The organism is Streptomyces sp. 7N604, assembly GCF_052245475.1.
GTDB lineage: Bacteria > Actinomycetota > Actinomycetes > Streptomycetales > Streptomycetaceae > Streptomyces.
Map to the genome: position 1 here is coordinate 1 of NZ_JBQQBX010000022.1, position 12,948 is coordinate 12,948.

Here is a 12,948-nt window from a genome sequence, read left to right on the forward strand (position 1 = left end):
TGGGTGGGGGGGGGTTTTTTCCCCCCTGGGGTGCCGTCTGGGGGGCCCGGGGCGGAACGAATGCCCACAACCGGTCAAGCCGGGACCAGTTCCAGGCGGGCGCCGAACTCCCGTACCACCGACTCCTCCCCGAACGGTGCCAGCCGGTGCCGCAGGTCCCTGAGGTATTCCGCCCCGCGGTTGGACCGTAGCCCGTCGAGCATTTCGACGGCCCGCGTGCCCGTGTGGCACGCCAACTCGATCTCGCGTTGCTGGACTTGCGCGGAGGCGAGCAGGACGAGGCCGATGGCCCGCCGCCGTACGCGCGACTCCGGGTGCCCGGCGAGCGATTCCTCCGCCTTGCGGCACGCGGCCTCGGCCTGGCCCAGGTCGCGGTGGCAGTGCGCCAACTCGTCGGCCAGATAGGCGTAGTCGAAGTGCGCGATCCACGGTGGATCGTCGCCCGTTCCCGCGGAGGACGAGCCGTCGGCCCTGTCCATGGCCGCGACCGCCCGCGCCGCCACCTCCTGGAACGCCCGCGCATCCCCCATCAGCGCGTGCCCGCGCGCCTCCGCCGCGAAGAACATGGCGTCCGCGCGCGGGGTGACCTGCCCGCGCGTCCCCTCCTGAGCGGCGCGCGCGAGCTGCGCGATCTCGCGCGGGTTGCCGAGCGTCGCGGCCAGGTGGCTCATGCCGGCCGCCAGCACGTATCCGCCGAAGCCCCGGTCCCCCGCGGCCTGGGCGAGGCGCAGGGCCTGGATGTAGTAGCGCTGCGCGAGCCCCGGTTGGCCGGTGTCGACGGCCATGTAACCCGCCAGCTCGGTGAGTCGGGAGACGGCGGCGAAGAGGTCGCGGCCGACCGCCTCCGCGTAGGAGCCGCAGAGCAGCCCGGACACGACGCTGTTGAGGTAGTGCACGACCACGGGCCGTACGTGACCGCTGCCGAAGCGGTGGTCGAGTTCGACGAGGGCCGTTGTCATCGCCCGTACGGCCGCGACGTCCGCGCGTCCGACCCGCGCCCCCGCCGTACGCTCCACCCGCGGGTCGCCACCCGTGATGAGCCAGTCGCGGCTCGGCTCGACGAGCGCGGAGGACGCGACCGAGGAGCCGGAGAGGAAGTCCCGGCGCCCCACGTCGCTCCGCCACAGCTCGCAGACCTGCTCGATGGCGCCGACGACCGTGGGGGAGAACTGCAGGCCGATGCCTGAGGCCAGGTTCTTGCCGTTCGCCATGCCGATCTCGTCGATCGTGACCGTGCGGCCGAGTTTGCGGCCGAGGGCCTCCGCGATGATGGCGGGGGTGCGGCCGCGCGGCTGCTGGCCGCGCAGCCAGCGCGCGACGGACGTCTTGTCGTAGCGCAGGTCGAGACCGTGCTCGGCGCCGCACATGTTGACCCTGCGGGCCAGGCCGGCGTTGGAACAGGCGGCCTCCTGAATCAGCGCCTGGAGCCGTTCATTGGGCTGACGCGCTACGAGTGGCCTGGCGGCCATGGCACTACCCCCTTAGTCGATGCAAGTGATCTCTGCCCCGCCGTGATCCCGTAAATTCCTTGTATTGGCGCAGTTCAGCGTCTTCAGTGGTCTTCGTCAGCCTTCAGTGTTTTTCAATGGTCTTCTGTGGGACTGACCGGAACTCAGCGGGTACTTCCGGATGACTCGTGCGCTCTATGCCGCATTAGGGGATACCCACGCGTCGCAAACCATTCGCGTGCGCGCCCCCGCCAGTGCACCTGTGCGCCCCGCGTGCCAAAAGGTTGCTGCCGGGAAACGGCGGCCGGGCCCGTAACCCCTGGTGACGAGGGAAGTTGTGATGAACGTGGATGAGACCATCGGAGTTCCCGGAGCCGCCGGAGTCGCAGGAAACGTCGGCGCGCGTGGAGTCACCCGCGTCGGGACCGGCACGGGCACCGGCCCCCCTCAGGTCCCCAGGCAGCGGGGCGAATTGCTGCTCGACATCGCGGTGCGGTACGCGGAGGAGCGGCAGTGGGATGTGTTCCCCGGGACGTGGCTCGAGGCGAGCCGGGGAAACGTGGGCTGCTCGTGCCGGGACGCGAACTGCCCGGCCCCGGGCGCGCACCCGGCCCGGCCGGACTGGGCGGCGCAGGCGACGGCCAGCGCGGTCGGCGTGCGGCGGCTGTGGTCGAAGCAGCCGCTGGCGTCGATCCTGATGCCGACGGGGCGTACGTTCGACGCGCTGGACGTGCCGGAGTCGGCCGGGTGCCTGGCGCTGGCCCGGATGGAGCGGCTGGCGCTGCCGCTGGGCCCGATCGCCTCCACGCCGGACCGGCGGATGCTCTTCTTCGTCCAGCCGGGCGCGGCGACGAGGGTGCCGGAGCTCGTACGGAAGCTGGGCTGGCCGCCGCGGGCGCTCGATCTCGTCGGGCGGGGCGACGGGGACTATGTGGCGGCGCCGCCGACGCGAGTGGGGGCGCGGGGGTCGGTGCAGTGGGCGCGGCAGCCGACGGCGGTGAACCTCTGGCTGCCGGACGTCGAAGAGCTCATCAGCCCCCTCGCGTACGCCTGCGGCCGCGAGGCGGCAGCTTCCCGCGCACGCTAGGGGCTGCTGCTTTCAAGCTTGGGGCGTAGGGCTACGGGGCGGTCGGCTTGAAGAGATCTGCGGCCGGGTGAGCAGTGGGCGGCGTCCCGGTGGCTTCGACGAACCACTCCCGACCGAGCAGCAGCCCGAAGACGGGGGAGGGAAGCCGGACCAGCGCCCTGAAAATCCGCGCGCCCCGGCCGGTTCCCGTCACCTGGGAGCGGTGGGCGGCAAGGGCTGCTTGCTTCTGTGCGGCGAACCGACGCACGTCGACCGAGTGTGTGATCGCCTCGCGCGGGCTGTACGCGGTACGAAGCGTCTCGGGGTCGTAGCGCAAGGGGACCCTCAGTAAACGTGCCAGCCCCACCAGACGGCCGACGACATCGCGCGGCATGGTCGCCTCCAGCAGCCGGGGCACGCCTGCCAGTTCGGCGGCGCGCTTGCCCACCTGATGCGCCTTGATGTGATCGCGGTGGCCATAACCGCCCTTGGCATCGTGGATCAGCAGAACGTCGGCATTCTCCTCGCGAAGGATCTTCGCGAGTCGCTCGGCGGCCTCTTCCGTTTGCGCCCTCATAAAGCGTGCTCGATCCGGCGGATCCGGGTAGAGGTCCTTGCCGTGGCCGCTGTCGGCATATCCCAGGTGGGCGACACGAACCACGCCGAGCACGGACGCACTCGCCCGCAGTTCGCCCAGACGGGGCGGCTCGCTGCCCTCCGGGGCGGCGCCCATCAGCCCGTCGGTCGCGGCCACGATCACCGTCCGATGGCCGTCGGCAGCGGCGCGAGCGAGCGTGCCCGCAGTGTGCAGAACCTCGTCGTCGGGGTGCGCGGGAAAAGCCACAACAGTTGCCATGGGCCCATTCTGGCGCCCTTGGCAGCAGAGGCGGCATAGTGCCCGGCAGGGGGCAGGGGCGGCCGGGCAGGGGCGGCAACCACAACCCGGGCGAAGAGACCACCGCGGCGCGAAGCAGTACCCTGCGCCCGCCCCGTCATGGGCGGGCGGTCGTGACGTCACCGGCGGGCGGTTGTGACGGTCCGCTGCGGGGAGAAGCTTCCCCACGTGCCGTCGGGGAGTTTGGCGCGGATCTTCACCGAATACGTCGTGCCCGGCTGCTCGCCGACGTAGAAGCTGTGCGTGGCGCGGCCCTTGGGTGGGGCGGCGCCCCATGTCAGCGTCGTGGCGAACTTGCCGTCGAGGTAGATCTCGTACGCCGCGATCTCGCCGCCCGTCTTCGGCGGCACCCAGGACAGGTCGAGGTAGTGCTTGCCCGCGGCGGCGTGGGTCTTCGCCCGGAAGCCGGTCGGCGCTGTGCCGCCGCCGCCCGGCCCCGGGGCGGTGGTGAGGTCCAGAGCGCGGGCGGCCGGTGAGCCGTTGTCCGCGGAGTCTCGCGCCCGGACCGTGAACGTGTAGTCCGTGCCGGGCCTCAGCCCGGTGAGCAGCGCCGTGGTCTCGTCGCCGCTGACGCTGTGGATCTTCGCGTCGCCCTGGTAGATGTCGTACGAGGCCACGCCCACGTTATCCGTCGACTTGCCCCAGGTGAGGGTTGCGGCGCGGCCGCCGTCGGCCCGGCCGCGCAGGCGTCCCGGACGGGTGGGCGGCTCGCGGTCGTCGGCGGCGGCCGCGGACAGTGTGGTGACACGTATGTCCTTGCTCGCCATGGAGAGGTTGCCCGCAGCGTCCCGGGCCCGGACGGTGAACGTGTAGACGGCCGACGGCTTCAGGCCCGCGACATCGACCATGTACCGCTCGCCGGTGACCTTCTTGACCAGCCTGCTTCCCTCGTACACCTCGTAACCGGCGACCTCGACGTCATCGGTGGAGCGGCTCCACATGACGTGGACGGAGGTGGAGCTGCTGGCATGGACCGTGACGCCGGCCGGGGCCGAAGGGGCCTGCGTATCCCCGCCGTTCGCCCCACAGGCGGACAGGCGGGTGGTCAGGCAGGCCGTCAGGAGGAGGGCGGGGGCGGCAGAGGTCAGCACGGCGAGCCCGGGAATCCGTCTCACGGTCATGCCTTCCATTCGGCGACGATGAACGGAATGGTCTAGACATATATGGCACAGGTGCCGGTCCTCATCAAGAGGCCACAACACAGTGTCCGCACCGTGATCCGCCGCCCCTATCGTTGGCCACGGTTCGGGGGCTCAGCGAGGCCCCCCGCCCACGGGGACATCGACACGGGGACACGAAAGGCGCCATACGTGGTACTGGAGCCAGAGCACATCGACCAAGCGGCGGGATCGGCGGCTGCGGGAGCCGCAGCGGCGACAACGACCGGGGCCGCGCCGCCCGCCGTCCGTATCCACGGACTGTGGAAACGATTCGGCGAGCAGGTCGCGGTCGCCGGAGTCGATCTCGAGCTGCCCGCAGGCCAGTTCATCGGGCTCGTCGGCCCGAACGGCGCGGGCAAGACGACCACGCTCTCCATGATCACCGGCCTCCTGCGGCCCGACTCCGGCCGCGTCGAGGTCGGCGGCCACGACGTCTGGCAGGACCCGGTCGCGGTCAAGAGCCGGATCGGCGTACTGCCCGAGGGCCTGCGCCTGTTCGAGCGGCTGTCCGGCCGCGAGCTCCTCGCGTACACCGGCCGGCTGCGCGGCCTCCCCGGCGAGGAGGTGGACAAGCGGGCCACCCAGCTGCTGGACGTCCTGGACCTGGCGAGCGCGCAGCACAAGCTCGTCGTCGACTACTCGACCGGCATGCGGAAGAAGATCGGCCTGGCGGCCGCCCTCCTCCACAATCCCCAAGTCCTCTTCCTCGACGAGCCCTTCGAGGGGGTCGACCCGGTGTCGGCGCAGACGATCCGGGGCGTGCTGGAGCGCTACACCGCGTCCGGCGCGACCGTCGTCTTCTCCAGCCATGTGATGGAGCTGGTGGAGAGCCTGTGCGACTGGGTGGCGGTGATGGCCGCGGGGCGGATCCGCGCGCACGGGACGCTCGCCGAGGTGCGGGGCGGCGCGGGCTCGCTCCAGGCCGCCTTCCTGGAGCTGGTCGGGGCGGGCGGCCGCGGCTCCGGACAGGACCTGGACTGGCTTGGCGGCGGCGCCCGATGACCACCGCCGCTGCTGCTGTTCCTCCTTCTTCTCCTTCTTCTCCTCCTTCCTCGCCTTCGGCCGCCTCCGTCACGCCCGTCTTCGTACGGCTGAAGCTCTCCCTGCTGCGGAACGGGCTGCGCCAGTCGTCGGGGCGTACGGCCGCGTACGTCGCATCGATCGTCGTGACGCTGCTTTTCGCGGCGCTGCAGATGCTCGGTCTGATCGCGCTGCGCGGCTACGCGCACGCGCCCGCGCTCGTCGTCACGGTCATCGCCGTCATCGCGCTCGGCTGGACGGTCATGCCGCTGTTCTTCCCCAGCGGCGACGAGACCCTGGACCCGACGCGGCTGGTGATGCTGCCGCTGCGGCCGCGCCCGGTCGTCGTGTCGCTGCTCGTCGCCTCGCTGATCGGCGTCGGCCCGCTGTTCACGCTCACGCTCGCGCTGGGCTCGGTGATCGCGGTCGGACGCGGGGGCGCGGGGGTAGCGGCGGGCGTGGTCGCCGTACCGCTGGTGGTGCTGGTGTGCGTGGCGCTCGCACGGGCGGTCGCGGCCGGGAACATACGGCTGCTGACCAGCCGCAGGGGGCGTGATCTTGCGCTGCTGAGCGGCCTGGTCGTCGCGGTGGGCGCGCAGTTCGTGAACATCGGCGTGCAGAAGCTGGCCCAGCCGGACGGGCTGAAGGTGCTGGAGCCGGTGGCGGACGTGCTGCGCTGGGTACCGCCGGCGTCGGCGGTGGACGCCGTACGCGCGGCGGGCGACGGCTCGTACGGGCAGGCCGCGGTTCAACTGCTGCTCAACGGGGTGGCGCTGGCGCTGCTGGTGCGCTGGTGGCAGCACAGCCTCACCCGCCTGATGACCAGCCCGGACGGCTCGACGCTGCAGGCGGCCACGCGGGAGGAGGGGAAGGAGGGCCGCGGCTTCGGTATCGCCGGGCTGACCCGGCTCCTTCCGGCCGGCCGTACGGGCACGGTGATGCTGCGGACGCTGCGCTACGCGTGGCGCGACCCGAAGGCGAAGGCCGCGTGGGCGACTTCGCTGGCCATCGGGCTGCTGCTGCCGGTGGTGACGGCGGTGCAGGGCGGCGGCAGCGTGTATACGGCGTGCTGGTCGGCGGGACTGCTCGGCATGCTGATGTACAACCAGTTCGGGCAGGACACCTCCGCCTTCTGGATGGTGGCACTGACGATCTCGACGCCGCGCGACGCGTACCTGGAACTACGGGGGCGGGCCATGGCGTTGGGCGCGGTGGCGCTGCCGTACGTGACGCTGGTGGTGCTGGCGGCGGCGGCCTTCATGGGGCAGTGGCAGGCGATCCCCGACGCGCTGGGCCTCTCGCTCGCCCTGCTGGGCGCGCTCCTGGCCACGGGCGCGCTGGCCTCGGCACTCTTCCCGTACTCGATCCCCCAGGACAGCGGCTACAAGAACGTGGCGCCGGGTCAGGTGGGCCTGGCCTGGATCAGCATCCTGGGCGGGACGCTGGTGGGTGCGCTGCTGTGCGCGCCGCTGCTGGCTCTGGACATATGGCTGCATGTGTCGGGTGGCCACGCCTGGCTGTGGCTGATCCTCCCGCTGGGCGCGGCGTACGGGCTGGGTGTCGCGGTCCTGGGCCTCCGCTTGGCGGCACCGCGGGTGGCGGCGCGCCTGCCGGAGATCCTGACGGCGGTCAGCAGGAAGTAACGGGCTTACTTGCCGCGGCTGCCCGCGCGTACGGCCCCCTGTGGGCCTTGCTCCGACCTGGCCCCGCGACCCTGGGACCGGCTGGGCCCCGGACGTCTCGGCCAGTGGGTGACGCCGGCCCCGGGCCAGTACGGGGAGTCACCGGAGGCCCTTCTCAGCGCACCGCGCTCACCAGTCCCGCAACGGCCGCTCCGCCCAGCGTGTACGCCGCTGCGTACGGGGAGGCCGTGGACACAGCACCTGAAGTCGTCGGTGTCGCAACCCGGTCGCGGCCTGCGCCTGCGGCCGCCGAAGGACACCAGGAAGGCCGTCAGCGACAGCACGCAGAGCAGCCCGAAGGCTCCCGCGACGGGGGGTGAGGAGCCACGCCTGCCTGCGGCCGTTCCGTCGGAGCCGGACGAACCACACTGCGCCCGCCAGCGCCACCGCCGGGGTGGCGACCACGAGGAAGCCCGCGGACGCCGCGAAGGCGCGGCCGCCTCCCGGCCAACCGGGGGCCAGGGACCGCCACAGCCCCTGGCCTAACACGAACGTTCCGGCGATGCCCCCGGCGATGGCCGCGGGCACGGCCATATAGGCCAGAGCGTTCCGCCACTTCGACTCGGGCGGGTGCTGCCTGCCCGTCTCGCCCGCGCGCGCCGCAGCCGCGGCCTCCGCCTTGGAGCGCGCGCCTGCGGCGGCGCTTCTCGGCCTTTACGGCCCGTCAGTTGGCGGCGGCCTGGGTGGTGCGCCAGGTCGGGAGGAGCTCGTCCAGGAGGGCTTCCGTGCGGGGCGGGAGGCCGCGGGCGCCGCCGCTCAGGGCATGGTTGCGCTCGATCAGGGCCTCCGCCGTCGACGTCAGCAGCGCCGTGTCGCCGGTGGCGTGGACGGCGCGGAGGAGTTCGTTCCAGAGGCGCTCGTCGGCCGGGGCGGACACCAGCGAGGTGTTGAGGGACTCGATGGCCGCCGCCGGGTTGTCCGCGCCCAGGTGGTGCGCCGACAGCGCCAGCGCCACGTCCGCGACCAGCAGCGGCAGTTGAGCCTCGATGATCTCGTGGGAGAGCCAGCCGTAGCGGCCCGCGGGCCGGTCGGCGAGCAGCGGGCCGCGGGCGAGCGCGAGGGCGTCGGTGAGCAGCCGCTCCCGTACGGACGCGCGGCGGGCGCCGCGCCCGGCCGTCGCCTCGTGGTGGAGGGTGCGCAGCACGTCCAGGTCCGAGACGACGGACGAGGCCAGAGTCAGCCGCCCGGTGTCATCGGTGCGCAGCCGCGGCGCGCCGTCCGGGTCGTTGCCGAGCCAGCTGCGCAGCCGCTCGATCAGCGCGTCCCGTACGTCCTCGGTCGCGCCGCGCGGCCACAGACCGGACGCCAGGACGCGCGGGTGCACGCCCTCGCGGTGCAGCAGCAGCATGGCGAGGGCCTCGTGGAGCAGCGGGCTGCGCTCGCCGTCGGGGTCCTCGAGGCCCATGACCTCGTACGGGCCCACGAGTCGCGCGTACACCGCGGGCCGCCCTCGCTCGGTGATGTCCACCATGAAGGGCAGCCGGGACACGTCGGCGCCGCCGTCGCCGCCTCGGCCGCCTTCGCCCGCGCCGCCGTCCGGGTCGAGGTCCGCGGCCGCGAACAGCTCGACCACCGCCGCGTGCTGCTCCTGCGGCAGCAGCTGGGCCTTGAGTTCGAGGCCGAGCAGCGGGGCGAGCAGCCGGCCGTCGGAGGTGATCTCCAGCTCCCAGGTCGCGCCGGGGAGGCCGTCGGACGTGGCACCGACGAGGTAGCCGATGCCCAGCCGCCCCGAGTCGGCGGCGAGTTCGGCGATCTCAACCGCCTCTTCCTCAGTCGGCTCGGCGGCCAGCAGTACCAGGTGCGGGGCCCACTGGGTGTGCTGCGCCTGGCCGGTGCGGCCGGTGAGCACCGAGTCGTGTCCGGCGTTGCCGAGCGCGCGGCGCCGCTGCCCGGTCTCGGCCCGCATGTCCTCCAGCAGCGCGGCGACGTCCTCGACGTGGCGTATGCGGGTCGGGGCGAGGGCGCCGAGCTCGGCGCCGAAGCCGACGAGGGTCACGGTCAGCCGGTCCGACCAGCCGTTGGTGGCGAGTTCGGCGGCGACGGACGCGAACACGGCCGTACGGTCGGCGGCCCGGCCGGACAGCGAGACGATGCCGGGGACGGCCTCGAGGTTGAGCAGCAGGCGGGCGTCGTCGAGCGTGCCGAGACTGACGAGGCCGGGGTACGGGGCGGCGGCCTCGTCGACGTTCTCGATCGACCGGAGGTCGGAGCGCTGCACACGCCAGAACGTCTGGTCCTGGCCGAGCTGCCAGGGCGCGGGCGGCTGGCCGGCGGGGTGGGCGAGCTGGAGGTGCAGCTCGGCGTCGGTGAGCCACGCGGCGTAGACGGTCGGCAGCGTCTTGGACTCGGCGCCGAGGGCGGCGGCGAGCCAGCGCAGCGCGCGGTCCAGATCGCGTACGGCGTCGGGGTCGGCGCCGACGAACAGCGAGTCCTGGATGTCGGCGGCCGCACCGGTGGGCGTGGCGAGCTCGGGTGTACGGCCGCCGACCGCGCGCATCGCCGACTGCCATAGCGCGGCGCGGCGGCGCCGGCCGAGGGCGGCGAGCAGGCCGGCGGCGAGCAGCGGGGCGCCCATGAGGGCGTCGGAGAGGCCGAAGGAGGAGCCGGATTCGGCGGCGGGGGTGGCGACTTGCTCGTGCCCCCCGGTGGGGCCGGGGTCGGCGGGGAGCTGCTCGGGCCCTGTCGGGGAGTCGGGCGTGACGGAGATGGGCTGCGTCACGCTGTCGCCGCCGCTCGGGCTCTGCGTGGGGCTGGACTTGTCGTAGTCGGCGATCTGCTCGCGGACGTTCTCCGGCACCTTCGGGCCGTCGTCGGGCATCTCGACGAGCTCGCCGCCGTGCGCGTCCGCGGGCATCTCCATGATCCAGCCGGGGCGGATGAGGCTGGCCTGCGAGAGCCGCGAACCGTCCGGCTGTACGCGGTCCTTGTTGAGCTCGTAGATCTCCTTGTAGCGGCGGCCGTCGTCGAGGTGCCGCTCGGCGATCTCCCAGAGGGAGTCGTGGTGGCGGCCCTCGGGCGGCTGGATGCGGTAGAACTTCGTACCGCCCTGCTCCATCCGCGCCTTCTGGCCGCCCTGCACCTTGGTGTTGTCCGCGTGCTGCGCGACCTGCTGCGCGGCCTCCGCGACCTGCTCGGCGACGAACTGACCCGGCGTCTGCTGCGCGGCGGCGACGGTGGGGCGCTGGTTGCCGTCGAGCTGCTGGCCCAGCTGCGACAGGCCGGGCGTAAAGCTCGCGGCGGTCGCGCCGACCAGCAGCAGCGCGGCGACCAGCTGCCGCGCCAGCATCTGGCTCGGGCCGGCCCCGGGAATCCGCACGGGCACCCCGACCCCGGACAGCTCCGCCCTGGCCTCCACGAGCACACAGGCCGTGAACTGCGCCCACGCCACCCAAACGACCACGGTCAGCACCTTGATGAAGACGGTCGCCGTGATCTCCTGCTGCAGCGTGTCGAGCGACGGCACAGTCCTCGGCAGCGGCCACCCCACCTGCGACGCGAGCGCGAGCGGCACACCGACGAGCAGCACGGCCAGCGCGATGAACGCGAAGAAGGCCTTGACGAAGTCACCGGCGGTGCGTTGGCGTCCGATCCGGACGGGGGTGGGGCTGCTGGTGCGCGCCATGGCGGGGTTCCTACCTATGCCTTCGTTCAGGTCACTTGGGCCCATAAGGGTGTTGGTCTGATGAGCCTAGTCACCGGGCGACGGGGTGTCGAAGCCCGTATCGAGCGCCGGGTTCCGCGCGCGGCTCCTTCCCGGATGGCGGCGGTGACTACGAGCAGCCGGGGCAGGACCGCAGCGAACATCCCTGGCCAGACGTGTCGACCTGACACCGCCTCTGGGCCCGGTGCCAGCTCTGACTCGCAAACGCGACGTATCACATGACCCAGCGCAGTGACTGTGCGATGGCCTCGCACAGCCTGCCCAGCGCTCCTCCCATGCCACTCAGCGGGACGGAGAACGAGAGCACCAAGTACCCCACGCCGCCCGGAATGTGGACGTGGAAATCCAGGTTGGTCGCACCGAGGACGTGCACGGCCTCGCCAGCCGGGAGAGCGAAAGTGGAGATGTTAGCCGTGCCCTTCCTTTCCGCGAGGGCCTTCGCCAATTCCTCGGGGCAGATGGGGGTTTGGCCCCGCGTAGGAACCATCGACACCAGCAGCGATGCAGGCATGACCCTGCCATTGTCGGATTCCGACTTCAGAAAGAACTCCAGCGCACCGTGGGCCACACCCACTTCTGCCGTATTACGCAAACTGGCCCAGATATTCTGTTTCACCTCTGACGAGAGGCTCTTCCCCCTAGTATGCGAATCCACGAAGGTCTTCAGCTGTGGGCGCCAGTGCTCATGGGTAAGGTCCACTCGAAACCAGTCGCGGGGTACAAGGAGCTTGTAGTCCCGTGGTATCGCGGGAGGAGGCCCTTCACGAGTCACTTGGCCATCACAATGGGTGTGCCGCTGGCGTCGAACAGGCGAATGCCCCGTACGATTCCTGCAAACATCTTGGAAAAGGTGTCCCAGCCTTCTGAGGTGGGGGTACTCATCTCCATCACGATCACCGTACCGTTGGTCAACGGCACCTGTACTTGTATGAACGACGTCCAAACCGGCTCGTCCACGCCGGATTGCGTGAGTGCACCGTCCACGCTGCCCTGTCTGTTGCCTATGCAAGAAACAGCTGGCCCGCAAGGCAGTTCGATCTCTGAAACTTCGCCGATGTCCAGATTGCGGAGCGTGGCAGCCAGAAGCTCGACGGGGCGCTTAGAGTCTGGATTGTCGAGATCGAACTTGGAGACAGCCACTGTGGCCGTGCAGCGCGCGCCGTCAACCTCCACCAAACAAAAGCCTGCGTACTCTATACCAGCATACAGGAAGTGATCATAGTTCGCAGCGCACATTGCTGCCCACTCGACCTGTAGCTCGGTATCGGCGCTTGGCAATACCTCCTGGGCCAGCTCCAACAGCAGTTCGGCAGTGTGGTCCAAGTCCTCGACTGTCAGAGGGATTTCCCAGAATTCCTCCGGCATCAACCACCGGACGTAGATGTCCCCACCGCCACTTGGTATTTGCAGCTCTTCCTGGGTGGTTGGCGCGGTCATGCTGGGCCCTTATTCTCTGGCAATTCAAGTTCCTTCGCCGCGGGGTGATAATTGGCAGCGAAGGGGTACGGCCCGTAATACGGATAGCGGGGAGGCACATCGGCTCCGCCCGCACGGGCGATCCGCGCGACGTTGCGGTACTCGCGGGCACGTGCGCGCACGTTCTGCCGACTCGGATCTCTCCAGTGAGCGAGGGCGCTCCGGACATAGAAGTACAGCAGGGTGCCCAGAAGTGTCCCCGCTACAACCAGATAGATCAGCTGGTTCCTGCCAGATTCCCAATACTGGACGTACGCCCCCCAGTAGACCCCGAAACCGGAGCCGATGAGCGCCAGCGGAACTCCGAGTACGGCACCGGACCGGAACATATGAAGCTCATCGAGGTGACGCAGCCTGAGCATCTTCAACACAGCTTCATCATCCATGAAGTTGAGTCCCAGTTCTTGGCTGGCCTGCTCAGCCGCCCGCCGTGCAGCGGGAACTGAGCCAATCACCTCGGCGGGGATCAGATTGTGTACACCACCCCCTCTACGTCCCACGAATTCCCAGTCCTTGAGCTCGCCGAGTTCCTCGTACACT

Annotated in this window: 10 protein-coding genes; 3 read left to right on the forward strand and 7 right to left on the reverse strand. The window is 70.9% G+C overall.

The window, feature by feature from the left end; translation table 11 throughout:
• Positions 1-74: 74 nt before the first annotated feature.
• A complete protein-coding gene (locus ACTWP8_RS23785) occupies positions 75-1,469 on the reverse strand; it encodes a transcriptional regulator (RefSeq protein ID WP_443324164.1) in 1,395 nt (464 codons plus the stop codon).
• A 319-nt stretch (positions 1,470-1,788) separates the two neighbouring features.
• On the opposite strand from ACTWP8_RS23785, the gene ACTWP8_RS23790 reads away from it, so the two are divergent.
• On the forward strand, positions 1,789-2,535 hold the full coding sequence (locus ACTWP8_RS23790) for a bifunctional DNA primase/polymerase (RefSeq protein WP_443324165.1): 747 nt from the start codon (positions 1,789-1,791) through the stop codon (positions 2,533-2,535).
• A 31-nt stretch (positions 2,536-2,566) separates the two neighbouring features.
• Here ACTWP8_RS23790 and ACTWP8_RS23795 read toward each other — a convergent pair whose 3' ends face one another.
• Together ACTWP8_RS23795 and ACTWP8_RS23800 are read right to left on the reverse strand one after the other, a co-directional pair.
• Complete coding sequence (locus ACTWP8_RS23795; protein ID WP_443324166.1) at positions 2,567-3,370, reverse strand: PIG-L deacetylase family protein; 804 nt, start codon at positions 3,368-3,370, stop codon at positions 2,567-2,569.
• 158 nt (positions 3,371-3,528) lie between these two features.
• A complete protein-coding gene (locus tag ACTWP8_RS23800; protein WP_443324167.1) occupies positions 3,529-4,539 on the reverse strand; it encodes a fibronectin type III domain-containing protein in 1,011 nt (336 codons plus the stop codon).
• Between the two features lie 180 nt (positions 4,540-4,719).
• Here ACTWP8_RS23800 and ACTWP8_RS23805 point away from each other — a divergent pair, with 180 nt between their 5' ends.
• Complete coding sequence (locus ACTWP8_RS23805; RefSeq protein WP_443324168.1) at positions 4,720-5,571, forward strand: ABC transporter ATP-binding protein; 852 nt, start codon at positions 4,720-4,722, stop codon at positions 5,569-5,571.
• On the forward strand, positions 5,568-7,232 hold the full coding sequence (locus ACTWP8_RS23810; protein WP_443324169.1) for a transporter: 1,665 nt from the start codon (positions 5,568-5,570) through the stop codon (positions 7,230-7,232). The genes ACTWP8_RS23805 and ACTWP8_RS23810 overlap by 4 nt, the downstream gene beginning before the upstream one ends.
• Positions 7,233-7,935: 703 nt before the next feature.
• Here ACTWP8_RS23810 and ACTWP8_RS23815 read toward each other — a convergent pair.
• The 4 genes from ACTWP8_RS23815 to ACTWP8_RS23830 all read right to left on the reverse strand — a co-directional run bounded on the left by ACTWP8_RS23815 (position 7,936) and on the right by ACTWP8_RS23830 (position 12,947).
• Positions 7,936-10,893 (reverse strand): BTAD domain-containing putative transcriptional regulator, encoded by a 2,958-nt coding sequence (locus ACTWP8_RS23815; protein WP_443324170.1) that lies wholly within the window; start codon positions 10,891-10,893, stop codon positions 7,936-7,938.
• Between the two features lie 253 nt (positions 10,894-11,146).
• Positions 11,147-11,548, reverse strand: a complete 402-nt coding sequence (locus tag ACTWP8_RS23820) for a hypothetical protein (protein ID WP_443324171.1) — start codon at positions 11,546-11,548, stop codon at positions 11,147-11,149.
• Between the two features lie 152 nt (positions 11,549-11,700).
• Complete coding sequence (locus ACTWP8_RS23825) at positions 11,701-12,369, reverse strand: hypothetical protein (RefSeq protein WP_443324172.1); 669 nt, start codon at positions 12,367-12,369, stop codon at positions 11,701-11,703.
• Positions 12,366-12,947, reverse strand: a complete 582-nt coding sequence (locus ACTWP8_RS23830; protein ID WP_443324173.1) for a hypothetical protein — start codon at positions 12,945-12,947, stop codon at positions 12,366-12,368. The genes ACTWP8_RS23825 and ACTWP8_RS23830 overlap by 4 nt, the downstream gene beginning before the upstream one ends.
• Position 12,948 lies beyond the last annotated feature (1 nt).